This window comes from Janthinobacterium sp. GW821-FHT03C10 (genome assembly GCF_059420865.1).
In genome coordinates this window covers 73,967-96,176 of record NZ_JBWKUN010000005.1, presented here as the reverse complement: position 1 = coordinate 96,176, position 22,210 = coordinate 73,967, and the positions used below count along the sequence as shown (strand labels likewise).

Annotated in this window: 18 protein-coding genes; 14 read left to right on the top strand and 4 right to left on the bottom strand. The window is 62.5% G+C overall.

Going from position 1 to position 22,210, the window contains the following annotated elements:
- Positions 1-28: 28 nt before the first annotated feature.
- A complete protein-coding gene (locus tag AC07VH_RS17505; RefSeq protein WP_494787637.1) occupies positions 29-1,072 on the bottom strand; it encodes a methyltransferase domain-containing protein in 1,044 nt (347 codons plus the stop codon).
- Positions 1,073-1,199: 127 nt separating this feature from the next.
- On the opposite strand from AC07VH_RS17505, the gene AC07VH_RS17500 reads away from it, so the two are divergent.
- Both AC07VH_RS17500 and AC07VH_RS17495 read left to right on the top strand, forming a co-directional pair.
- Entirely contained in the window at positions 1,200-2,090 is an 891-nt protein-coding gene (locus AC07VH_RS17500; protein ID WP_494787638.1) for a helix-turn-helix domain-containing protein, read from the top strand.
- Between the two features lie 57 nt (positions 2,091-2,147).
- The gene (locus tag AC07VH_RS17495; RefSeq protein WP_494787685.1) at positions 2,148-2,552 is read left to right on the top strand and encodes a VOC family protein; all 405 of its coding nucleotides are present in this window, start codon (positions 2,148-2,150) and stop codon (positions 2,550-2,552) included.
- Between the two features lie 123 nt (positions 2,553-2,675).
- Here the strand turns inward: AC07VH_RS17495 and AC07VH_RS17490 are convergent, their stop codons facing one another.
- On the bottom strand, positions 2,676-5,546 hold the full coding sequence (locus AC07VH_RS17490) for an insulinase family protein (RefSeq protein ID WP_494787639.1): 2,871 nt from the start codon (positions 5,544-5,546) through the stop codon (positions 2,676-2,678).
- A 282-nt stretch (positions 5,547-5,828) separates the two neighbouring features.
- On the opposite strand from AC07VH_RS17490, the gene AC07VH_RS17485 reads away from it, so the two are divergent.
- The 5 genes from AC07VH_RS17485 (at position 5,829) to AC07VH_RS17465 (ending at position 10,998) form a co-directional block, all read left to right on the top strand.
- Entirely contained in the window at positions 5,829-7,241 is a 1,413-nt protein-coding gene (locus AC07VH_RS17485) for a HAMP domain-containing sensor histidine kinase (RefSeq protein ID WP_475417003.1), read from the top strand.
- Positions 7,238-7,780, top strand: a complete 543-nt coding sequence (locus AC07VH_RS17480; protein ID WP_494787640.1) for a hypothetical protein — start codon at positions 7,238-7,240, stop codon at positions 7,778-7,780. The genes AC07VH_RS17485 and AC07VH_RS17480 overlap by 4 nt, the downstream gene beginning before the upstream one ends.
- Complete coding sequence (locus AC07VH_RS17475) at positions 7,777-9,144, top strand: sigma 54-interacting transcriptional regulator (protein WP_121670765.1); 1,368 nt, start codon at positions 7,777-7,779, stop codon at positions 9,142-9,144. The genes AC07VH_RS17480 and AC07VH_RS17475 overlap by 4 nt, the downstream gene beginning before the upstream one ends.
- A 277-nt stretch (positions 9,145-9,421) precedes the next feature.
- Positions 9,422-9,784 carry a BON domain-containing protein gene (locus AC07VH_RS17470; protein WP_034752546.1) on the top strand — a complete coding sequence of 121 codons (363 nt, stop codon included), beginning with the start codon at positions 9,422-9,424 and terminating at the stop codon, positions 9,782-9,784.
- A 200-nt stretch (positions 9,785-9,984) separates the two neighbouring features.
- Positions 9,985-10,998, top strand: a complete 1,014-nt coding sequence (locus tag AC07VH_RS17465) for a bile acid:sodium symporter family protein (protein ID WP_494787641.1) — start codon at positions 9,985-9,987, stop codon at positions 10,996-10,998.
- Here AC07VH_RS17465 and AC07VH_RS17460 read toward each other — a convergent pair.
- Both AC07VH_RS17460 and AC07VH_RS17455 read right to left on the bottom strand, forming a co-directional pair.
- Positions 10,950-12,413 carry a UdgX family uracil-DNA binding protein gene (locus AC07VH_RS17460; protein ID WP_494787642.1) on the bottom strand — a complete coding sequence of 488 codons (1,464 nt, stop codon included), beginning with the start codon at positions 12,411-12,413 and terminating at the stop codon, positions 10,950-10,952. The genes AC07VH_RS17465 and AC07VH_RS17460 overlap by 49 nt on opposite strands.
- Positions 12,410-13,642, bottom strand: coding sequence for a putative DNA modification/repair radical SAM protein (locus tag AC07VH_RS17455; protein ID WP_494787643.1), 1,233 nt, complete (start codon positions 13,640-13,642; stop codon positions 12,410-12,412). The genes AC07VH_RS17460 and AC07VH_RS17455 overlap by 4 nt, the downstream gene beginning before the upstream one ends.
- A 214-nt stretch (positions 13,643-13,856) precedes the next feature.
- On the opposite strand from AC07VH_RS17455, the gene AC07VH_RS17450 reads away from it, so the two are divergent.
- The 7 genes from AC07VH_RS17450 (at position 13,857) to AC07VH_RS17420 (ending at position 22,189) form a co-directional block, all read left to right on the top strand.
- Complete coding sequence (locus AC07VH_RS17450; protein ID WP_489629341.1) at positions 13,857-18,020, top strand: DUF8616 domain-containing protein; 4,164 nt, start codon at positions 13,857-13,859, stop codon at positions 18,018-18,020.
- The gene (locus AC07VH_RS17445; RefSeq protein ID WP_489629342.1) at positions 18,017-18,436 is read left to right on the top strand and encodes a hypothetical protein; all 420 of its coding nucleotides are present in this window, start codon (positions 18,017-18,019) and stop codon (positions 18,434-18,436) included. The genes AC07VH_RS17450 and AC07VH_RS17445 overlap by 4 nt, the downstream gene beginning before the upstream one ends.
- A gap of 216 nt (positions 18,437-18,652) precedes the next feature.
- Positions 18,653-19,024 (top strand): hypothetical protein, encoded by a 372-nt coding sequence (locus tag AC07VH_RS17440; protein WP_489629343.1) that lies wholly within the window; start codon positions 18,653-18,655, stop codon positions 19,022-19,024.
- Positions 19,025-19,227: 203 nt separating this feature from the next.
- Positions 19,228-19,986: a molybdate ABC transporter substrate-binding protein gene (gene modA, locus AC07VH_RS17435; RefSeq protein ID WP_489629344.1), complete on the top strand. Its 759-nt coding sequence runs from the start codon at positions 19,228-19,230 to the stop codon at positions 19,984-19,986.
- 16 nt (positions 19,987-20,002) lie between these two features.
- Positions 20,003-20,674, top strand: coding sequence for a molybdate ABC transporter permease subunit (modB, locus tag AC07VH_RS17430; protein ID WP_046681783.1), 672 nt, complete (start codon positions 20,003-20,005; stop codon positions 20,672-20,674).
- A complete protein-coding gene (locus AC07VH_RS17425; protein ID WP_326457877.1) occupies positions 20,671-21,381 on the top strand; it encodes a sulfate/molybdate ABC transporter ATP-binding protein in 711 nt (236 codons plus the stop codon). Before modB ends, AC07VH_RS17425 begins: the two co-directional genes overlap by 4 nt.
- 40 nt (positions 21,382-21,421) lie before the next feature.
- Positions 21,422-22,189, top strand: coding sequence for a TOBE domain-containing protein (locus AC07VH_RS17420; protein WP_494787686.1), 768 nt, complete (start codon positions 21,422-21,424; stop codon positions 22,187-22,189).
- Positions 22,190-22,210: the final 21 nt, after the last annotated feature.

The window sequence follows — 22,210 nt, the reverse complement described above, 5'->3', positions numbered from 1 at the left end:
AAAAAAGATAATTATTAAATGATAATTGTTAGGCGCGAGCAATCAGCACTTGTACGGGCGCCATGGGAAAATCGCTGGCGCCGTATTGCTCCACTTGCCGCCAGCCCGTGTCGTGCAGCAGCTGGGCCAATTCACCGTGCCGTGTCACCGCGCGGCCCAGCATGCGCATCGGCAAGTAATACGGCAGCACGCGCGCTGCGTCGCCCGGTGCCGCCGCGATTTCCGCCTGCACGCAGACGAGCACGCCACCGGGTTTCAACGCCGCTTGCATCTTGCGCAAGGCGCCCGTCATGTCGGGCACGAAATGCAGCACGGACGAGCACCAGATGAGGTCATAGCCGCCGCCGATATCGTCGCTGTCCAGGTCGCCGCCCAGGGTCTCCAGGCGGCCGGATAGTTGCGCATGGGCGATGTTCGCGGCGGCCACGGCCACCGTTTCCGGCCAGTCGAAAACGCAGCCGTGCAAGCCCGCATGGGCTTGCGCCAGCGCAATGGCCACCCAGCCGGGGCCGCCCCCCACATCGAGCAGGCGCAGCGGCGTGTTGCCGTCCGCAAACGGCGCGACGCGCTGCATCACGCACAGGGCCGCGCGCATGGTGACGGCGCGCTGCTCCTGGCCGATCTGCTGCTGGGCGGCGGCGGCCCAGTTGACGCCATTGGCCGTGCTGTACGGCGCCGCCTTGCCGCCCTCGCGCACCAGCGTGTGCAGCTGCGTGGCGAAATGGCGCAGCGCGTGCAGCCGGTACAGCCAGGCGTCGCCGCAAAAGGCAACGGAGTCGCGGCAGAAATACTGCAAGGTGGTGGCCGTGCAACGGTAGCGTTGTGCGCTTGCATCCGTATCCGCATCGGCCCCATCGCGTTCCAATATTTGCATGCTCCAGAGTAATTCCAGCAGCAGGGCCGTGTGCGGCGCATGCAGCGACAGGGTTGCGGCCAGCTGCGCCGGCGTGTGCGGCGTGGCCAGCACCTCGAAAATGCCCAGTTCCAGGGCGGCGGCCAGGCCGTCCGCCTGAACGGGCGCGACGGCCAGGTCCCAGTACGGCTGCAAAGCGTGTTGCGTATCGAATGACATGATCTTCCTTTCGGCGTGGTGGGCATCAGGGTCATTTTATGCAACAATGAGAATAGTTATCATTTGCATTTGTATGCGGCAAGGCGCATTTCATATGCGCGACGGCGCGCGGAAAACGGGAGGAGCGATGAGGGAACAGGACAGGGAAGCGGCAGGCTGGACGCGGCGCCAGCTGGACCCGGGGTTGAAAGAGTGCCGCGCCGACCAGCGGCAAGTCGACCAGGGCTTGCTGCTCGTGCATTCCGATTACCGCCCGCACCTGGCGCTCGTCGAGCCATCGCAGCATGACGATGCAGGCGGTATGGTGATCACCATCGGCCTGGAAGGCGCGTCCGGCTACGTCACGCGCGATGGCGAACAATTGCGTTTCCAGGGCGGCCACACGACCATGACGGTGTTTCGCCACGTCAGCGGCGAGCGCCGTTTCGAGGCGCATCAACGGGCGGCGCAATTGCGCGTGCTGGTCGATGAAGACGCGCTGGCGCGCTACTGGCCCGAGGGCCTGGCGTCCCTGCTGCCCCACGGCGGCGCGCGCCAGCTGGCGCATGCGGCCACCACGGCGGCCGCTACCCTGCACGCCCGCTCGCTGCTGCGCGCGACGGACCCGCTGGCCGTGCATATCGGCGTGCTGAGTATCCTGGCGGAACAGCTGCGGACACTGCGGCCAGCGCCCGCGCCCGTGCCGCGCTGGAGCGAGGCCGACATCATGAAACTGGAGCGCGTCCACGCGCTGATGCAGGAGCAGATGGCGCAGGCACTCACGCTCGATTACCTGTGCGCGCAAACGGGCTTGAGTTTGTTCAAACTCAAGCAGGGATGGCGTTACCGCTACAACGACAGCCCGCAGCGCACGCTGCTGGCGCTGCGCATGCAGCGGGCAAAATTACTGCTGGAAAATGGTTGCCAGGTGGCACAGGCGGGCTGGCAAACCGGTTATCGCCACCCGGCCAATTTCAGCGCCGCCTTCAGCCGCTATTTCGGCTACGCACCGAAGACCGTGGGCCGCGCGGGCGTGTAAAAAGCCGGTGTAGAATCGGCGGGCAGCAACTATTCATACGACCCACAAGGAGACATGATGGCCCGCAAAATCTTTGTCAATCTGCCCGTCCAGTCGCTCGAGCGTTCCGTGGCGTTTTTCACGGCGCTGGGCTTCAGCTTCAATGCCCAATTCACGGATGAAACGGCGACGTGCATGATCGTTGCCGACGATATCTTCGTGATGCTGTTGACGCACGACAAATTCAAGCAATTCACGCCCAAGCAGCTGTGCGATACCACGGTGGCGACGGAAGTGCTCGTGTGCCTGTCGGCCGAGAGCCGCGGCGAAGTCGATGCGCTGGTGGCCAAAGCCGTTCAGGCGGGCGGCAGCATCTACAAGGAGCCGATCGATTACGGCTTCATGTATGGCCACAGTTTCCAGGATCTGGATGGACATCAATGGGAATTGATGTACATGGAAGCAGGCGCCGTACCTGGCTGATCGGTGGTGGTGTCGGATTACGCGGCGTGCCGCCGCTAATCCGACCTACGCTACGGCTCAGGCAGATCGGGTAGGTCGGATTAGCGCGGCAAATCCGCGCGTAATCCGACGTCTCCGGCCAGCTTAGGAAGCCAGCGCCAGCAGATCGACCACGTCCAGGCCGGCCAGGTCTTGCGTCGTGTTGCCCGCAAACGCGGCGCGGCTTTGCTGGCCGTTTTTCAGCCAGGTGCGCGTGACATCCTTGATCTGCGCCAGGGTGCAGTTCAGCACGCCGGTGCGGAATTGCTGGCGCACGGCTTCCGTCGTGCCCCGCTGCTGCATGTTCCACGCCGTCAGCGCTTCCGCGTACGGCGAGTGCGGCTTGTCGAGGCCCTTGATGACGCAGATGATGGCTTCTTCCACCTGCTCTTGCGAGAAATCGCCGTCGAGGATCTGGTCGAGCGTCGTGCCGAAGTCGGCATACGTGCCGGCCAGGCGCGGATCGCGGTAGGAACTGAGCGTGAACGTGCCGGCGCCGGCCGCGTAGCTGGCGCTGCCGCCATACGCGCCGCCTTTTTCGCGCAGGGCCGTATGCAGCACCTGGTTGGTCATCAGTTCGGCAGCCACGGCCAGGGCCGACGCGTCCGGATTGTGCACGCCGGGCACGGCCCAGGAAACGAAGCAATGGTTGATCTGGCTCGTCGCATGCAGGGCCGTGTTGGCCAGCGGCAAGGCGGCAGGTGCTGCGGCAACGGCGGGCGCGGCCGCCTCCGTGCTGGCGGCCGGCAACTCGAGCAGACGTGCCAGGGTGATGCCATCCTGTTCCAGGCCCGCGCACAGCACGGTCGGTTGCTGGGCGATGATGTGTGCGTGCAGGGTGTCGAGTTCGCGCGCGATTTCCTGCAAGCCTGCCGACGTCTTGCTCAGCTGCTGCAAACGGCGGTAGAACGGCAGCGCTGCCGGGCCGCCGACGATGTCGTCGAAGCGGCGCGTCGGCGACAGGGGCGCTGCCGAGGCCAGCATGGCGTAGCGGTTGCCCGATTCGGCCAGGCTGGAGAGTTTGTCTTGCACCAGGCTTTCGATCAAGAAAGCCAAGCGCTCTTCTTCATCGAAGCGGGGCTTGGCGATCCAGGCCGACAGCACGGCGGCGATGGCCGCGTGTTCTTCGCGCAAGCCGCTGGCCGAGAACGAGAGTTCCACGCGCATCGCTTGTTGCGGGCGGGGAATGGCTTCCAGGCCGATGTGGAACGACGGCACCATGCTCTGGCGCCAGGCGCTGGCGTCGTCGAACGACATGTCGCCCACGCCCAGTTCCGGCGCCAGGTCCGTATATAAACGCAGCCATGGCCACGACGCTTCCGGCAAGCCCGACACGTCGTACAGCACGTTGGCATAGCTGATGCCGTTCGAGGCAATGCTGAAGGCCACAGCGCCATCGACGGCCGGTGGAATCGGCAGGGCCGGGCGCGGCGCGGCGCTGACGTCGCCGGGGCGGATGCGCGGCAGCACTTCCGAATTCGACGGCAGTTGCTGGTGCGCTTCCAGCGCGGCGGACTCGGCCACGATGTGCTCGCGCTCGGCATCCGTCAGCTTCGCCTGCAGGGCGGCCAGCTTGGCGTCTTCCTGCGCGGCGCGGTCCGTGAAATAGGCGGCATCGGGCACCACGTGCGTCGTCAAGCGGGTAGGATTGGCGATCAGCTCGCGCACCAGCTGCTTGAAGAAGGCCGGATCTTCGATCTGCTGCTCCAGCGTTTCCAGGATGGCCGCATTGTCGAACGCATCCATCACGTTGCCGTCGTACATGGCCAGCGGCAAGGCGTGCAGCAAACGGCCCAGGCCGTAAGGCATGCGGCCGCTGCTGATTTCGCGCTGGCTGTATTTGATGTCGCGCAAGGCCGCGTGCAGCACGGCGGCGGGAATGCCCTCTTCCGCCGTTTCTTCCAGCGCCGTCCAGATGCGCTGGTGCGCATCGGCGATCTGTTCCTGCGTCAAGCCTTCCATGCCGATGTGGAACACCATCTGGCGGATGCCCGCGTCGCGGCCATTCATGTCCGATGGGCGGCCATAGCCGGCCGATTCCATGGCGCGCATGACGGGCGCCGACGATTCACCCAGCAAGCCGTGCGACAGCAAATGCGCGTGGTAGTAGGCGATGGGGTCGCTCGATTCGCCCATCAACCAGGCGAATTGCAGGCCGAATTCATCGTCGCGCGCTTCCTGCGACGGAATTTTGACGATGTTTTCCTGCGGCGCCGTCCACGCGGGCGCCAGCTGCGGCAGGCGGCGCGGGCTAAAGCCGCTGAGCTTGGACAGCACGCGCTCGGCGACTTGCTCCTGCACGGCCGACGCTTCGATATTGCCGGAGGTCATGATCACGGCTTGCGAAGGATGGTAGTGACTGGCGTGGAATTCTTTCAGCATGGCGTGCGTCAGCTCGGGAATGTTCAGCGGATCGCCGCCCGATTCCACTTCATACGTCGTGCCCTTGAGCAAGGCGCTGGCGATGCCGCTGTCGAGCGCGCGCATGGGGCTGTTGAAGGCGCCCTTCATTTCATTGAAGACGATGCCCTGGTACACCAGCTTGTCGCCTTCGAACGCGTGGCGCCAGCCTTCCTGGCGGAAGTTCAGATAATCGAGGTTGGGGAAGAAGGCCGCATCGAGGTAGACGTCGAGCAGGTTGAAGAAATCCTTGCGGTCGGTGCTGGCGAACGGGTACACGGTGCGGTCCGGATAGGTCATCGCATTCATGAAAGTGGCCGTCGAGCGGCGCAGCATCGAGAAGAACGGGTCGCGCACCGGGTAGCGCGACGAACCGCACAGGGCCAGGTGTTCGAGGATGTGGGCGCGTCCGTCGCTCACTTCCGGCACAGTGGGAAAGGCCACCAGGAACACCATCTCAGCCTGCTCGGTATGCATGTGGATATGGCGCATGCCCGTTGCTGGCTCGACATATTGCTCGATGGTTGCCTGCAAGACTGGAATGAAGTTGCTGCTGACTTTTTCAAATGTGCTCATGCGGTATGGGATCTCTGCGGTAGGTGATTCGGAGTGTCGGTGGGGCTGCATCACATGTGGGGGCAAAGCGGCGCAATGCCAGGGGCGGGGCCACTTTGATGCCTGCGTGAAGTTTTTCCCTATTGTACTAGGAGTATCCGCGCGCCGCCGCCGGGCCTTGCTTGTCGGCCGTAAAAGCAACAATGTTGCAAAATAAACTAATTTGGACAGGTGGCGCCCCAGGATGGGGGCTTAGCGTACCATGCGCCTTTTGCACTCCAGACTGAACCGAAGGCGCCTACCTTGTCCCGACTTTCTTTTCGCCAACTGTTATTTGCCGCCTTCATTTTGACGACGGGTATCTTGACGGCCACTTCCGTGCAAGCCCTGCTGACCCTGGAGCACCTGGCGCGCCTGGGGCGCGAGACGGCGGCGCAGGCGATCGCCCTGACGGAACAGTCGCAGCGCCTGTCCGAGCGCACCCTGGCCATGGAACGCAGCGCGCGCCAGTTCCTCGTGCTGGACGATCCCGTCTTTCGCGAGCGCTACGCGGCGGCGCGCGACGAAGCGGCGGCGGCGCTGCAAGTGCTGAACCGTGCCACGCCCGAATTCGCTCCACAGCTGGCCGACGAATGGACGGCGCAGGCGCAATCGGCCTGGGAAGTCCTGCAAGCCGGAAAACGCCGCAAGCGCGATGGCCACGCCGTCGTGTACCGCGCGTTTGCCCGCATGACGCAGATCAATGACAGCCTGGCGCGCGAAAGCAAGACGGAAATCGGCAGCCGCAACGACGCACTGCTGGCCGAGCTGGAACGCCAGCGCCGCCTGCTGGGCGTGCTGGTGGGCGGCGCCGTGCTGCTGGCGGCCGTGCTGGCCACCTGCTTCGGTTTTTTACTCTCGCGCCCGCTGCGCCGCATCGAGACGGCCATCGAGCGCCTGGGCGAGAAGCGCTACGACCAGCCCATCGTCGTCGGCGGCCCGGCCGACACGCGCCGCCTGGGCCAGCAGCTGGACTGGCTGCGCCAGCGCCTGGCGGACCTCGATGCCGACAAGGAACGTTTTCTGCGCCACATCTCGCATGAGCTGAAAACGCCGCTGGCGGCCCTGCGCGAAGGCGTGGCCTTGCTGGAAGACGAGGTGGCCGGCAAGCTCAGCGACAGCCAGCGCGAAATCGCCGGCATCCTGCAGCAAAACACGGCGTCCCTGCAAACCCAGATCGAAGACTTGCTGCGCTACAATACCGCCGCTTTTGACGCCCAGCACCTGGCGCACAGCAAGGTCGATTTGCTTGTCTTGCTGCAAGATGTGGTTGCCGGGCAGCGCCTGCAATGGCTGGCGCGCCGTTTGACGGTCGAGGTGCAGGGCGAGTCCCTGATCGTGCAGGCCGACCGCGACAAGCTGGCCACGGCCCTGGCAAACCTGCTGTCGAATGCCGTGCGCTTCAGCCCGGAAGGCGGCACCGTGCGCTTCAGCCTGGCTTGCGAAGGCGGCCGTGTGCGCATCGATTGCATCGACGAGGGGGCCGGCGTGGCGCCCGAGGATGCCGCGCGCATTTTTGAACCGTTTTACCAGGGAGTGCGCCAGGCGGCCGGCGCGCGCAACGGCAATGGCATCGGCCTGTCCATCGTGCGCGAATATATCGCCGCCCACGACGGCAGCGTCACTCTTTTACCGCGCCAGGCTGGCGCGCATTTTCGGATAGAACTGCCCTTATGATGACGAGAACTTCCCTGGCCGGCATGGCCGCCTGCGCGCTGCTGTTGGGCGCTTGCGCCGCCAAGCCCCCCACCCAGACGCCCGTGCTGGTGCAGACGCCGCCGCGCGTGGTGGTGGTGATGGACCCCCAGCTGGCCGAACTGCTGGCGTATCAAAGCGCCTTGCGCCTGATGACGCCGTCGGAACTGGCGAAAGCGCAGCTGGACCTGGCCAAGGCCGACCACGCGCCGCACAACACGATCCGCCGCGCCATGCTGCAGGCGACCGTGCGCGGCCCCGGCGACCTGGCCCGCGCGCAAGCCTTGCTGGAACCGCTGGCCACGGCCACGGGCAAGGACGCGCAACTGCTGGCGCCGCTGGCGCAATTGCTCGGCAGCCAGTACGCGGAACTGCGCCGCCAGGAAGACAGCATCGACAAGCTCAACACGCAGTTGCGCGACGCCCAGCGCCGCAACGACTTGCTCAATGAAAAGCTGGAAGCACTGAAAAACATCGAGCGCAGCCTGTCCGTGCGCCCTGCCGCGGGAGCGGCGAAATGAGCGAGCACGCCCACATTCTATTGGTCGACGACGACCCCGACCTGCTGCGCCTGCTGACCATCCGCTTGAAGGCGGGCAACTATCGCGTGACGGCCGTGGGCAGCGCGGAAGCGGCGCTGGCGCGCCTGGCCGTGGAATTGCCGGCCCTGGTTATTACCGACGTGCAATTGCCCGGCCGCGACGGCCTGGCCCTGTTCGATGAAATCCGCCGCCAGCACGCGGCCCTGCCCGTCATTTTGCTGACGGCGCACGGCACCATTCCCGACGCCGTCGACGCCACGGCGCGCGGCGCGTTTGCCTACCTGACGAAGCCGTTCGACGGCAAGCTCTTGATGGAAAAGGTGGCGTACGCCATCAACTTGTCCACCGTCATGCCGGCGCCCGCGTCCGGCGACGAAAGCTGGCGCGCCGAACTGATCAGCCGCAGTGCGCAGATGGCCGAGCTGCTGGCCGAAGCCAAGCTGGTGGCCGGTTCCGACGCCAGCATCCTGATCCGCGGCCCCAGCGGCACGGGCAAGGAATTGCTGGCGCGCGCGCTGCACAACGCCAGCCGCCGCGCCAAGGCGCCGTTCATCGCCGTCAATTGCGGCGCCATTCCTGAGCAGCTGCTGGAATCGGAATTGTTCGGCCACGTGAAAGGCTCGTTTACGGGCGCCGTCGGCAACCGCGAAGGTTTATTTCAGGCGGCCGATGGCGGCACCCTGTTTCTGGACGAGATCGGCGACATGCCGCTGCCGCTGCAAGTCAAATTGCTGCGCGTGCTGCAGGAACGGGCCGTGCGGCCCGTGGGCGCCGACCAGACGCGCCCGGTGGACGTGCGGCTCTTGTCGGCCACGCACCGCGACCTCGATGTGGCCATGGCGGAAGGGCAATTCCGCGAAGACCTGTATTACCGCCTCAACGTGGTCACCTTGACCCTGCCGCCGCTGGCCGAACGCCGCGAAGACATCGCCCTGCTGGCGAACCATTTCTTGCAGAAACTGGCGGCCAAGTACCAAAAAACCCTGAACGGCTTCGCGCCCGACGCGCTCACGGCCCTAGTGGCGGCGCCATGGCCCGGCAACGTGCGCCAGCTGGTCAATGTGGTCGAGCAAGTGTGCGCGCTGGCCACGGCGCCGCTGGTGCCCCTGAGCCTGGTGCAGCGGGCCTTGCGCGTGCCGTCGCTGGAAGCGCTCAGCTATAACGAAGCCAAGCAGCGTTTCGAGCGCGACTACCTGATCCAATTGCTGCGCCTGACGGATGGCAACGTGGCCGACGCGGCCCGCCTGGCCGACCGCAACCGCACGGAGTTCTACCGTTTATTGCAGAAATACGAGCTGACGCCAGCCCTGTTCCGGGCCGACGGCGACCCTGTCGCTGATTAGCGACAAAAATAAAGCGTGGATAATCAAAGGCTTACTGAAAAATATTGATGATATTGCCACAAGCTGTCGTCGTCAGGCGACAAAAAGCCCGGTTTTTCGGGCCGGATTCGCCTGAAACGCGCTGGAAAAATTGGCTTTGAATATAAGTGGTTGATTTTGAAGGGAAATTAAAAGCTGGCACGGTGCTTGCTGTATGGGTAGATGTGACGCTTCAAAGTGTTGCTGTTTATTGCTATAGCCAAGTAAGAAGCTTTTAACTTCATTGAGAGGAACTACCATGCAAACATCGAAACTGTTCAATACCCTGGTTGCCGCTATCGTACTGTCGGGCGCCTCGATCACCGCTTCGCATGCAGCTGACTCCGCCCCAAAAGCACAAGCTCCTGCTGACACCGTCGTGGCCGCCAACGCCGCCGCTGCCGTCCCTGATGAAACCATCACTTCCTCGGCCAAGGCCGCCCTGAGCGCCGATGCGCAAGCCGCTGCCCTGCCGGTCAAGGTAGCAACCCAGCAAGGTGTGGTCGTCCTGTCGGGCGACGTGCCGAGCGCCGAAGCGGGTGACCGCGTCGTGCAGATCGTCGCTTCCGTGAGCGGCGTGAAAGAAATCAAGAACGAGCTGAAAGTCAAAGCCGCCGGCTAAGCCCTCGCGCTGTACTTTACTCCGGGTTGCCCTGTCTGCGGACAGGGCATTTTTTTGTGCCATTGTGTCCACAAGCCACGCCTGCTTCCAGGCAGATAGCTCGGCAATGGGGTTAGAATAGCCAGCACTGGCGCCGTTTCCGGCGCTTTTTGTCATCCATGGCGCAGTGTTGCAAGGCTGGGCCGCTACCAGGCTACCGCATGTCTTCATTCTTTCCCGCCGCCCTGCTGCGCAATCTGAAACCCGACAACTTCACCATCGCCCTGCTCGTCACCGTGGCGCTGGCCAGCTTCCTGCCCTGCACGGGCCAGACGGCCGTGGTCTTCGGCAATGTCACCACTGTCGCCATCGGCGCCCTGTTCTTCCTGCACGGGGCCAAGCTGTCGCGCGAAGCCGTGGTGGCCGGCGTCATGCACTGGCGCCTGCATTTGCTGGTGCTGGCCAGCACGTTTATTTTGTTCCCCCTGCTGGGCCTGGCCCTGCGTCCGCTGGCGCTGACCTTCCTCACGCCCGAGCTGTACGTGGGCATCCTGTTCCTGTGCGCCTTGCCATCGACCGTGCAATCGTCGATCGCCTTGACGGCCATGGCGCGCGGCAATGTGCCAGCCGCCATCTGCAGCGCTTCGGCCTCGAATTTCATCGGCATTTTCCTTGCGCCCATCCTGGTGGGCTTGCTGGTGGCCAAGGGCGCGGAAAGCAAGTCGTCGGTCGACGCGGTATTGTCGATCGTCATGCAGCTGCTGCTGCCCTTCCTGGCCGGCCAGTTCCTGCGCCGCTGGATCGGCCGCTGGGTCGACCGCCACAAGGCCATGCTGAAATTCGTCGACCAGGGTTCCATTTTGCTGGTGGTCTACACGGCCTTCAGCGAAGCCGTCAGCGAAGGCCTGTGGCACACGATCTCGGTGGAAACCTTGGTCGCCCTGGGCGTGTTCAGCATCGTGCTGCTGGCCCTGGTCCTGGGCCTGATGACCTTCATCAGCCGCCGCCTGGGCTTTAGCAAGGAAGATGAAATCGCCATCGTCTTTTGCGGTTCGAAGAAAAGCCTGGCCAGCGGCGTACCGATGGCCAAGGTCTTGTTTGCCACGCACTCGCTGGGCATGGTGATTTTGCCGCTGATGCTGTTCCACCAGATTCAATTGATGATTTGCGCCGTGATTGCGCAGCGCTATGCGCGGCGCGACGAGGGGCAGGAAGTGCCGGCGGCGGCGCCGTGATGCGGGTCCAGCAGCAGCTGCAACGCCTGTCGCAAGCCGCTGACGATCACCGCGTACGCCTGGCGCCGGCTCGCCGCATCGGCTGCGCGCAGCACATATGACGGGTGATACACGGTGACCACCCAGCGCCCGTCGTGTTCGATGGGCGTGCCGATCAGCGGCGTCATGCTGGCCGCGCCATCCTGCAGCACGGCTTTCAATGCCGTGCTGCCCAGCGCCACGATCACCTGCGGTTGCACGCTTCGTAGTTCTTCCTCCAGCCAGCCGCGGCAGGCGAGGATCTCGCCTTGGGCCGGGGTTTTGTGCAGGCGACGCTTGCCGCGTGGTTCCCATTTGAAATGCTTGACGGCATTGGTCAGATAGATGCTGTCGCGCGCCATGCCCGCTTCCTGCATGGCCTGATCCAGCAGCGCACCGGCCGGGCCGACGAACGGCAGTCCGGCCAGATCTTCCTGGTCGCCCGGTTGTTCCCCGACGAGCATGATGCGGGCGGTGTGCGGGCCTGTGCCGGGCACGGCTTGCGTGGCGTGCTGCCACAATGGGCAGCGGCGGCACTGCTCCAGCGTCGTGGCGATCTCGCGCACCGGCTGGGCCCGTTCTGCGCTGATCGGGATCATGGCGGCACCCTGGCGCTGTCCCACGCTGGCGGTCTGGCCCGTGCGGCGCTCGCCGTTGGCGGCGCCGCTCAGCATGGCGGGCACGATGGCGCCTTCGGGCAGGTTTTTCCAGAAGCGCGAGGGGATATGGCTGTGCAGCAAGTCAGCATTCACGCGGGCCGGATTGAAGATGCTGCGGTAATACGTCAGCCACAGGGCTTCGCCCGCATCGTCGATGTCGGCCGCTCCCTGCATCAGCGGCGGACCCGCGTGCAAGGTGGCGCCATCCCACAGCATGCTGGCGCCGGGCGTGGCGATCAGCCAGCTGGTCGATCCCATGCGGCGCGCGAAGTGGCGCGCCACTTGCGGCAGCACCGCGTGCGTGGGTTCGAACCAGGCCACGAAGCGGGGGGCGCCGTCACTTTCCGGCCGCTCGCGGAAGCGCACGTAGGCATGCATGTCGTGCTCTTCGCGGTGCACGGCCTTGACCATGGCGTGCAGGCGCGCGCCGTCCGCGTCGGCCGGTGAAACCACGTCGTGCTGGCCCAGCTGCCAGCGCCACAGTACCTGGTACAAAAAGGCCCAGCGATCCGGGGCGCTGAAACAGGCGGCGCTCTCCAGCAGCTCCACCAGCTGGCGGGGCAGGCGCAGCGGTGGCGCGCCGGTATCCGTGGCCTCCGGCGTGGAGGAAAACAGGTCGCCGTCGCCGGGCTGCGACTGCCAGGCCACATCGGCAGGCGGCACGCCGCGCGCGATTAGTTCGCGTGCAGCCGCGCGCCACGCGTCGAACGATTGCGCCAGCCGCACGAACGTAGTCATGCGGCCTGCAGCTCCGGCCATAAGTTCAATTGCTGCGGGGCGTCCGCCATGGCGCGGCGCAGGTGTTCCGAGGCGATGGTGTCGCGCGCGGGAAAGTAGTCGGCCGTGATGATGAAGGGGGCACTCTTTTTCATGCTGCAGCGCAGGCGCGACAGGTCGGCATAGCGCACTTGCCGCAACCGGCGCAGATCGACGATGCGCTGCGCGTTGCGCAGGCCGATGCCGGGCACGCGGGCGATCATGTGCTGCGCCGCGCGGTTCAAGTCCAGCGGAAAATGTTCGCGGTGCGCCAGCGCCCACGCCAGTTTCGGATCGATATCGAGCGCCAGGTTGCCGCCGCTGGCGGGCAGCAATTCGCTGGCCTGGAAACCATAGCTACGCAGCAAGAAATCGGCCTGGTACAGCCGGTGTTCGCGCAGCATCGGCGGTGGCGCCAGCGGCACGCTTTTCGGGCTGTCGGGGATGGGGCTGAAGGCCGAGTAGTACACGCGCTTGAGTTTATAGCTGCCGTACAAGGTTTCGGCCGTGGCGAGGATCTGCTGGTCGTCGCTGGCGTCGGCGCCGACGATCATTTGCGTGCTTTGCCCGGCCGGCGCGAAACGGGGCGAGCGCGGTTCTTCCGCCTTTTCATCGAGCTTGCGGCGGATGGCGCCCATGGCCAGCTTGATCGTGTGCACGCTCTTTTCCGGTGCCAGCTTTTGCACGCTGTCCTGGGTCGGCAGTTCGATATTGACGCTGAGCCGGTCGGCATAGCGGCCCGCCTGCGCGATCAGGGCCGGGTCGGCGTCGGGGATGGTTTTCAGGTGGATGTAGCCGCGGAACTGGTGTACCTCGCGCAACTCGCGCGCTACCTGCACCAGTTGCTCCATCGTGTAGTCGGCCGAGCGGATGATGCCGGAACTGAGGAAGAGGCCGTCGATGTAGTTGCGCAGGTAAAAGTCGCTGGTCAGTTTCACCACTTCGGCCACCGTAAAGCGCGCGCGCGGCACGTTCGAGGTACGGCGGTTGACGCAGTACTGGCAATCGTACAGGCAGTAATTCGTCAACAGCACTTTCAGCAGCGAGACGCAGCGCCCGTCCGGCGTGTAGCTGTGGCAAATCCCCATGCCCGAGGTGGCGCCAAAGCCGTCCTTGCCGATGGAATCGCGCTTCGGCGCCCCGCTGCTGGCACAGGAAGCATCGTACTTGGCCGCATCGGCCAGGATTTCCAGCTTGTCCGTCAATTCCATGGCTCACCTCGATATACTGTGTTTATATACAGTATATCAGGGAATGCCGTGTGCTATCACTTGCATGAAGCTGGGTTGTTGATCCAGGGAGGAATGGCCTTCACACCGTAAGGACATTGCATATAAGTAATGAAATATAGTGCTAGGATGTAAATGTTAGCTGGAGTTTCATTCTTGGAGACTCTTAGCCAAAAAATACCTCCGATCCACTCTCATGTTCAGCCTATTCCAGAAAAAACTCGTTTTAGTATTCCTCGTCCTCTTCTTCCAGAGCCCGTTTGTGCAAAGCTACACCATGCCGACGATCACCGTCACCGCCGAGCGCGAGCGGCAGGCGTATGAAGACTGCGTTGCCATGAGCGGTGTATTTTGCCGCTGGCCCGGCGACATGTTCGACGTCTACAACCGTCCCTCGCGCGGTGCCGGCACGCCAGGCCCCGCCAATACCGATGCCGCGCCATCGAATGCCAATACGAATATCAATCGCTGCGGCGCCATGACGGCGCACCCGGTGGTCATTGCCACCGGCGAGAAGATCAAACCCGAGGTGGATTTCCAGTCATTGGGTCTGTACGGCCTGGGGTTGAAGAGAACTTATCGCAGCAAGCATGCGGTCGGTACTTTATTTGGACCACAGTGGCTCTCCAACGTGGATGTGCCCAGGTTGAATGAACCGAATTGCGGCAATACGGGAACGGGGCGATGCATACCCCGTTCTGTGACGGTGACCGATCCCACCGGCAGCACGACCAATTATCAATTTGTCGGAGAAAACGAGTTTCCCTCCACCTTGGACCCGAAAGCCGGTTCTTACTTATACCTGTCAGGAAAATCGGCACGCAGGGGAGAAATGGTCTACACGCCAGGAATGGGATGGGTCCTGTGGGCCAACGGCAATACCTACACCTACAACAAGGTGGGGGCCATCGTCTCCATCGTGGAAGGTGCCGGCGCGCAACTCAATTTCCAGTACGGCGCCAATCCGAATCAGCTTGCCAGCGTCAGCAACAGCAGCGGCCAGCTGATCCAGTTCACCTGGGGCGGCAATGGCAAGGTGAGCCGAGTGCGTGATCCTGCAGGCAACGACTGGAACTATGAATACCATGCCAGCGGCATGCTTGCCAAAGTCACTGCGCCCGCCAGCCAGGAGGTGCGCGAGTATCACTACGAGACGGCACATCCCGCTTTATTGACCGGTATCAGCATCAATGGGCAGCGCCATAGCCGCTATGCGTATTTTGCCGATGGCCGGGTCAGCGAGAGCGGCCTCGAGGGTGGAGAGGAGCGCGAGACGTTCGTCTATGGCGCCAATCAAACGACGGTGACCGATGTGCGTCAACAAGCGACCACCCACAAGTTTGCCCTGATCGGTGGCGAGCTGAAGCCGACATCGGTTTCCCGCGCCGGCACGGCGACGTGCGCCGCGGCGGCCGCCAGCACCGCGTATGACGCCAACGGCTACGTCGACTATACGCTGGACTGGAATGGCAACAAGACGGACTACAGCTATGACAAGGATGGCCATCTGTTGAGCAGGACTACGGCGGCAGGCACGGGCGCGGCGCAAACGGTCGTGCATAGCTGGAATGGGAATGAGATTGAGAAGACCGAATACCGCAATGCGGGCAACGTAGCCTATTTGCGCGTCAGCTACACGTATTACCATGCATGGGCCCCATCGGGAAAGCTCGAGAGCGAAACCTGGGATGACCTGAAGACCGGCAAGCAAAAGAAATTCGTGCACACGTACACGTTTTATCCGAACAGCACCATGTCAAGCTGGACAGTATCGCGCAGCCTGCCTGGTGGCGCGGCAGTCACGCGCTATGACTACGACACGCGCGGCAACTTGACCAGCATGACGAATCCGCTGGGCCACCAGCAAGCATGGGCAGGCCATGACGGCATGGGGCGTCCATCGGGCTATACCGACAGCAATGGCGTCGCCAGTACCTATGCTTACGATGGCATGGGCCGCCTGCTGGCAACGACGCTCAATGGCAGCCAGACGACGCATCTTGCCTATCATGCGGGCGACCTGGTGCGTTCCATCAGTTATCCGGACGGCAGCATGACGCAGTATCAATACACTGCGGGCGGCCGGGTCGAATATGTCGGCAATGCGCTGGGGGAATTTACGCATATTGCCGTGAATGTTCCTGACAACAGCGTGCGTGTGAGTTCCGCCCTGCATCACGCGGAGGTGAGTGCTGGCCTGCCAGTTCCAGTTGCTGCGGGAGAGTTGAGCACCACGACGGAAATGGATACGCTGGGCCGTCCGTTTGGCGAGCTTGGCAATCATGGCCAGCGCCTCGACAAACGATACGATCACAATGGCAATCTCGTGAGCGTCACCGATGCGGCTGGGCGCTCAACCTTATATGCGTATGACGCGGCGAATCGTCTCGTCAAGAGTACCGCGCCCGATGGCGGGGTGACTGTACTGGCCTACGATGCCGAGGGTATGTTGGCATCGGTAACCGATCCGCGTCCATTGCAAACGCGCTATACCTATAATGGTTTTGGCCAAGTCATTAGCGTGGTCAGTCCGGATACGGGTACCACCACATATGGCTATGACACTGCGGGCCGGTTGGAAAGTGAAACACGTTCCGATGGCAGAGTTACCCGCTACACCCTGGATAGTCTGGATCGTCAAATTTCACGCAGCAATAGCGGTGAAACCGAGAAATTTACCTATGACGAGGGACGGTTTGGCAAGGGGCGTCTGACTGGTTTCACGGATCTTACGGGGTACACCGGCTACGCCTACAACGCATATGGGCAGCTCACTGTACAAGCCAATAATATATACGGCAGCAACTATACGACTGTCTGGGACTATGATGCTGCGGGCCGCCTGGAGGGTATCCATTACCCATCGGGCACACGTACTTTTTATTCGTACGATGCATACGGCCGCGTGAGTGAGCTCTTGACGAATGTGACTGGCGTATGGACAAAACTGGCTGACTCAGTGCTGTATCAGCCAGTCAGCGGTAAGCCCCATGCTTGGCGTTACGGGAATAATTTGCCGCGCAGGGTGACGCTGGATGTGGATGGCCGAATTACGCGCATTTCCGGCAATGTGGAAAACGTGGAATATCGCCATAACAATACGAATCAGATCATTGCCATGATCGATGCGGGCAATGAACATATGACCCAGGGAATTGACTATGATGCGGCTGACCGCGTAGGACTGGTGACGCGCCGGATCGATTATCAGAGTTTCTCCTGGGACCAGGCTGGCAACCGGACAGGCCAGTCCCGGAAGGGCAGCAATTATGGTTTTGCGCTCGACAGCGGCAGCAACCGGCTTGCATCCTGGAGCGGCAACGGTGAATTCCGTAACTTCAGCTACAACCCCGTGGGCACGCTGGCCAGCGAAATGCGCCATGATGGCAGCCGTTCCTATACCTACGATGGATTCAACCGCATGCGCGGCATTCTGGTGAATGGCCGTTATGTCGGAGACTATCGCACCAATGCGCTGAACCAGCGTGTGCAAAAAGATGGGGCTGGTGGCATCACGCAAGCCATTTATGGTCCAGGCGGTGAACTGCTGGCTGAAATTGGAGCGCAAACCAGTCATTATTTCTGGTTCAATGGCGAGATGATCGGCATGGCGCGTGCCAACCAGGTTTATTTTAGCCATAACGACCACCTGGGCCGTCCCGAAGTCATGAGCAATGCCAGCGGTGCTGTCGTATGGCGCGCCGCCAATGCCGCATTTGACCGCACCGTCATCGTCGACACAATTGGCGGCTTGAATATCGGATTCCCGGGCCAGTACTACGATGCCGAATCGGGCCTGTGGTACAACTGGCACCGCTACTACGATGCATCGCTGGGACGGTATTTGCAGAGTGATCCGATCGGGTTGGCGGGAGGGATGAATACCTATGCCTACGTCGGGGGCAATCCACTTAGCAATATTGACCCATCGGGGCTGGCAGATCTGAATCTGTTTAATCCGAACGGTCTATATCATGACACGGTTACTTATCCTGGTGGAAATGCGTGGTCTGTGCCTTGGGCATATACCGTGGCCGGTCACGGAAATCCGGGCAATATGGAGGATCGCCGCGATGGTATCAAGCCGATTTTTGCCAACGATCTCGCAAACATGATTCGCAATGATCCCAATTGGAAAGGTCAGCCTGTCATCCTGGGGGCGTGTAATACTGGCGTCAGCCGTAATGGCAAGCCATCATTTGCGCAGCAGGTGGCCAACAAACTTGGCGTCGATGTGACAGCACCGATGGATTTTAGCTGGTACGCTCGGTCAGGCATGCTGGGCGCTGGCCCTTATCCAAGCGGACCACCGATTGGCCAGCCAGGACCCTGGAAATCATTTTCACCCATACGCCAATGAAAATACTTACCTTGTTAATCTGTCTGCTGATTGGCCTGTGTAGTGGATACTGGTTCTTAAAAAAAGAGCGGGATGCAATGGCCGTCAGTCCAACTGTGGAATTCAATTTGACGCCGCGAGATATCGCGAGCCTGGAAGCGCGCTCGCTTGGTGGAGATTGCGGGGCGGCTTATCAGCTTGCCAGATACCATAGCAATTTCACGCTGAAATCTGAAGAAGCCATTCGCTGGTTTCGTTTGGCGGTCAGATGTCCCGATATCAATCCCAAGGTGGAATTGATTGCTTTACTAATCGGTGACAAGAATCCGGCACATAGGGAGGAAATCAGGCAGCTGATTCAAGAGATAGGCAAGACTGATCTTCCCGCTGCCAAGCGAGCCGAAGAAGCTGTGCAAGCTGCGGACGGCGGCAAGTAAATCTGTGGTTGGACAATAGCTTACTGACTTATTCAGTGAGCTTGATCAACTCGTGTCCGCGTGCTACCACCGCACGCGGACCGGTAACATGCAGAGTATGAGTGCCGAAGGAGAATGGTCACGAGAATTGCCGTGCTCTAGGAAACAAGCAGATGGATCTTGGCAAGCCCGGCACGTCGTGATGTTTTGGTCCTTGCAATGCAGGAGGCTGAGGCCATGAAGCTGGCAATAAAACTAGGCACAGGCGCCGTTCTGCTGGTTCTTTTTGCGTATTGGGTCATGCAGGAGCGGCGTACGAGCGGTGAGGAACCTGTCGTTACGCCACTGGCACAGCGGGCGATCGATGGCGATGGGCAGGTCATTGCCGAACTGCGCCAGGAATATCTGGAGAAAGGCGAAGTCTCCACAGCGAATTACTGGCTGTATGCGGGAGCGCTGCGCGGAAATGCCGAATTGGTGGAGGAATATGCGCAACGGTTTGCGGCGATGCCGGAAGACAGGCAGGCGGCGCAAGTACAAAGTATCAGGACAAGTTCCGCATCGCCTGCGCAAAAACAGGCATTGCTGGAGAGACTGGGGAAGAATTGATCGCCTAATTCGAGCGACGAAATTGACCGGCTATGTGTTGTCACACTTCATCGGCGTACCGCAGCCGGCCTGTCCTCTCCCGGCGCTGGCTGCATTTTTCCTCATTTGCTCTTTGCCATTGCTTGATCCATGCGATGGCAGAACGCTATATATAAGTGTATATTACGCTCCTTGTTCACCGTTCACTTTACAAGGATACGATCATGCGCCTCACCTCCCTCGCCCGCCTGCTTGGCGCCGCCCTGTTCGCCACCGCCGCTACCTCCGCCCTTGCCGGCGAAGTGGTGGTGTCGGCCGCGGCCAGCCTGACGAATGCGTTCAAGGATGCGGCGCAAAGCTACGAGGCGCAGTATCCGGGCAGCAAGGTGTCCTTGAACTTCGCCGCCTCGGGCGTGCTGCTGCAGCAGATCGTCAAGGGCGCGCCCGTGGACGTGTTTGCCTCGGCCGACCAGGAAACCATGGATGCGGCGCAAAAGCAGGGCCTGGTATTGCCGGCCGACCGCATGGACTTCGTCGGCAACAGCCTGGTGCTGATCGTGCCGCACGATAGCAAGCTGGGCATCAAGGCTTTGGCCGACCTGGCGCACAAGGGCGTGACCCGCGTGGCCATCGCCAACCCGGCCAGCGTGCCCGTCGGCCGTTACTCCGAAGGCGCGCTGAAGAAGGCGAAGCTGTGGGACGCCGTGCAAGCGAAGGCCATCGGCACGCAGAACGTGCGCCAGTCGCTCGATTACGTGGCGCGCGGCGAAGTCGATGCGGGCTTTGTCTACGCCACCGATGCGGCCATCATGAAGGATAAAGTGAACGTGGTGCTGGAGGTGCCGCTGGACGCGCCCGTGCTGTACCCGATCGCCACCATCAAGGGCAGCGGCAATGCGGCCGAAGCGAAGCGCTTCGTCAGCTATCTGCAGACGGCGCCGGCGCAAGCCATCCTGGCCAAATACGGGTTTAAAAAGCCATAAAGTAGAACGACTGCACATGGATATCGCCTGGACCGCGCTGGCCCTGTCGCTGAAAGTTGCGGCCTGGGCCACGGCGCTCAATTTGCTGCTCGGCATCGGTACGGGCTATCTGCTGGCGCGCACGCGTTTTCCCGGGCGCGAACTGCTCGACGCCCTGTTGACCCTGCCGATGGTGATGCCGCCCACCGTGCTCGGCTATTACCTGCTGGTGCTGCTGGGTCGGCGCGGCACCCTGGGCATCTGGTTGCAGGACAACTTCGGCATCAACCTGATCTTTACGTGGCAGGGCGCCGTGATCGCTTCCACCGTGGTCGCCTTTCCCCTCGTCTTCAAGCCCGCGCGCGCCGCCTTCGAGGCCGTCGATGGGCAGCTGGAGCAGGCGGCCCGCGTGCTGGGCATCTCGGAGTTGGCGATTTTCTTCCGCGTCACCTTGCCGCTGGCGTGGCGCGGCATCCTCGCCGGCGTGCTGCTGGGATTCGTGCGCGCGCTCGGCGAATTCGGCGCCACCCTGATGGTGGCCGGCAGCATTCCCGGCAAGACGCAGACCCTGTCGGTGGCCGTGTACGAAGCCGTGCAGGCGGGCCAGGACGACGTGGCCAACACCCTCGTGCTGATCACCTCGGCCGTGTGTATCGTGGTGCTGCTGTCGGCTGGCCGCCTGGCGCCCGGGCGCATCGCTCATAAATGACCGCTATGCAACTCGACCTCGACATTCGCGCCACCTTGCGCTCCGGCAAACGCCGCTTCGACCTGCAGGTGCAATGCACCTCCGGCAGCCAGCGCATCGCCATGTATGGCCCCTCCGGCGCCGGCAAGAGCATGACCTTGAAAGCCATTGCCGGACTGTTTACACCGGACGCGGGCCATATCCGCCTGAACGGGCGCACCCTGTTCGATTCGGCCGCCGGCATCAATTTGCCGCCGCAGCAGCGTAATGTCGCCTACCTGTTCCAGGATTACGCGCTGTTCCCGCACCTGACGGTGCGCCAGAACGTGGGCTTCGGCCTGGCGCGCGGCTGGTTCAATCCGCGCGCGCGCGAAAAATTGCAGAAGGTCGAGCATTGGCTCGACGCGTTTCACTTGCAGGAACTGGCGCACCAGTTCCCCGACGAGTTGTCCGGAGGCCAGCGCCAACGGGTGGCGCTGGCGAGGGCGCTCGTGGCCGAACCGAATGCCCTGCTGCTCGACGAGCCGTTCGCCGCCCTCGATCCGGCCCTGCGTGTCAAAATGCGCCTGGAACTGAGCCAGTGGCAGCAGCGCCTGGACGTGCCCATGATCCTGATCACCCATGATCCGGAAGATGCGCGCATCCTGGGCGAGCATGTGCTGTACTTGCGCGACGGACAGATTGATAACAGGGAAGAACACATGGCATTGGGTGAACGCATTGGATAAATCAGCGGCAGCGGAAATCGGCCTGCAAGGCTCGGTATGGATGACGGTGGGCGGCGAGCACCTGGGCGGCGCCGGCCGGGTGGAATTGCTGGGCGCGATCGCCGAATGCGGCTCCATCACGCAGGCGGCCAAGCTTGTGAAGATGAGCTACAAGGCGGCCTGGGACGCCATCGACGCGATGAATAACCTGGCGGGTGAGCCGTTGGTCGAGCGCTTGACGGGCGGCAAGGGCGGCGGCGGCACGCGGCTGACGCCACGGGGGCGCCAGCTGGTCGACAATTTCCGCATCATCGAGCGCGAGCATGCCCGCTACCTGCGCCAGCTGGGCAGCCAGGCGGAAGGCATCGCCGACGATCTTTTACTCATACGGAGAATGGCCATGAAAACCACGGCACGCAATCAATTCCTGGGCAAGGTGGCCGAACTGAAACAGGGTGCCGTCAACGACGAAGTCACCTTGGAATTGCCCGGTGGCCAGCACATCGTTGCCATCGTCACGCAGGGCAGCAGCGCCAGCCTGGGCCTGGTGCCGGGCGCGGAAGCGTTTGCGCTGATCAAGGCGTCGTCGATCATCCTCGTGGCCGACAGCGCAGGGGCGCGCTTCTCCGCGCGCAACCAGCTGGCCGGGCTGGTGACGCGCGTGCAGACGGGCGCCGTGAACACGGAAGTGGTGCTGGACTTGCCGCGCGGCGGCACCATCGCCGCCATCATCACCAATCAGAGCAGCACCGAGCTGGGTATTGAGATCGGCAGCAAGGTGACGGCGATTTTCAAGGCCTCCAGCGTGATCCTGGGCGTGCCGGCGTAAATGGGGTAGGTCGGATTAGCG

Bases quoted from the DNA above. Each gene is read 5' to 3' on its own strand.
- AC07VH_RS17505 (WP_494787637.1), bottom strand. From the start codon at position 1,072: ATGTCATTCGATACGCAACACGCTTTGCAGCCGTACTGGGACCTGGCC.
- AC07VH_RS17500 (WP_494787638.1), top strand. From the start codon at position 1,200: ATGAGGGAACAGGACAGGGAAGCGGCAGGCTGGACGCGGCGCCAGCTG.
- AC07VH_RS17495 (WP_494787685.1), top strand. From the start codon at position 2,148: ATGGCCCGCAAAATCTTTGTCAATCTGCCCGTCCAGTCGCTCGAGCGT.
- AC07VH_RS17490 (WP_494787639.1), bottom strand. From the start codon at position 5,546: ATGAGCACATTTGAAAAAGTCAGCAGCAACTTCATTCCAGTCTTGCAG.
- AC07VH_RS17480 (WP_494787640.1), top strand. From the start codon at position 7,238: ATGATGACGAGAACTTCCCTGGCCGGCATGGCCGCCTGCGCGCTGCTG.
- AC07VH_RS17475 (WP_121670765.1), top strand. From the start codon at position 7,777: ATGAGCGAGCACGCCCACATTCTATTGGTCGACGACGACCCCGACCTG.
- AC07VH_RS17470 (WP_034752546.1), top strand. From the start codon at position 9,422: ATGCAAACATCGAAACTGTTCAATACCCTGGTTGCCGCTATCGTACTG.
- AC07VH_RS17465 (WP_494787641.1), top strand. From the start codon at position 9,985: ATGTCTTCATTCTTTCCCGCCGCCCTGCTGCGCAATCTGAAACCCGAC.
- AC07VH_RS17460 (WP_494787642.1), bottom strand. From the start codon at position 12,413: ATGACTACGTTCGTGCGGCTGGCGCAATCGTTCGACGCGTGGCGCGCG.
- AC07VH_RS17455 (WP_494787643.1), bottom strand. From the start codon at position 13,642: ATGGAATTGACGGACAAGCTGGAAATCCTGGCCGATGCGGCCAAGTAC.
- AC07VH_RS17450 (WP_489629341.1), top strand. From the start codon at position 13,857: ATGTTCAGCCTATTCCAGAAAAAACTCGTTTTAGTATTCCTCGTCCTC.
- AC07VH_RS17445 (WP_489629342.1), top strand. From the start codon at position 18,017: ATGAAAATACTTACCTTGTTAATCTGTCTGCTGATTGGCCTGTGTAGT.
- AC07VH_RS17440 (WP_489629343.1), top strand. From the start codon at position 18,653: ATGAAGCTGGCAATAAAACTAGGCACAGGCGCCGTTCTGCTGGTTCTT.
- modA (WP_489629344.1), top strand. From the start codon at position 19,228: ATGCGCCTCACCTCCCTCGCCCGCCTGCTTGGCGCCGCCCTGTTCGCC.
- modB (WP_046681783.1), top strand. From the start codon at position 20,003: ATGGATATCGCCTGGACCGCGCTGGCCCTGTCGCTGAAAGTTGCGGCC.
- AC07VH_RS17425 (WP_326457877.1), top strand. From the start codon at position 20,671: ATGACCGCTATGCAACTCGACCTCGACATTCGCGCCACCTTGCGCTCC.
- AC07VH_RS17420 (WP_494787686.1), top strand. From the start codon at position 21,422: ATGACGGTGGGCGGCGAGCACCTGGGCGGCGCCGGCCGGGTGGAATTG.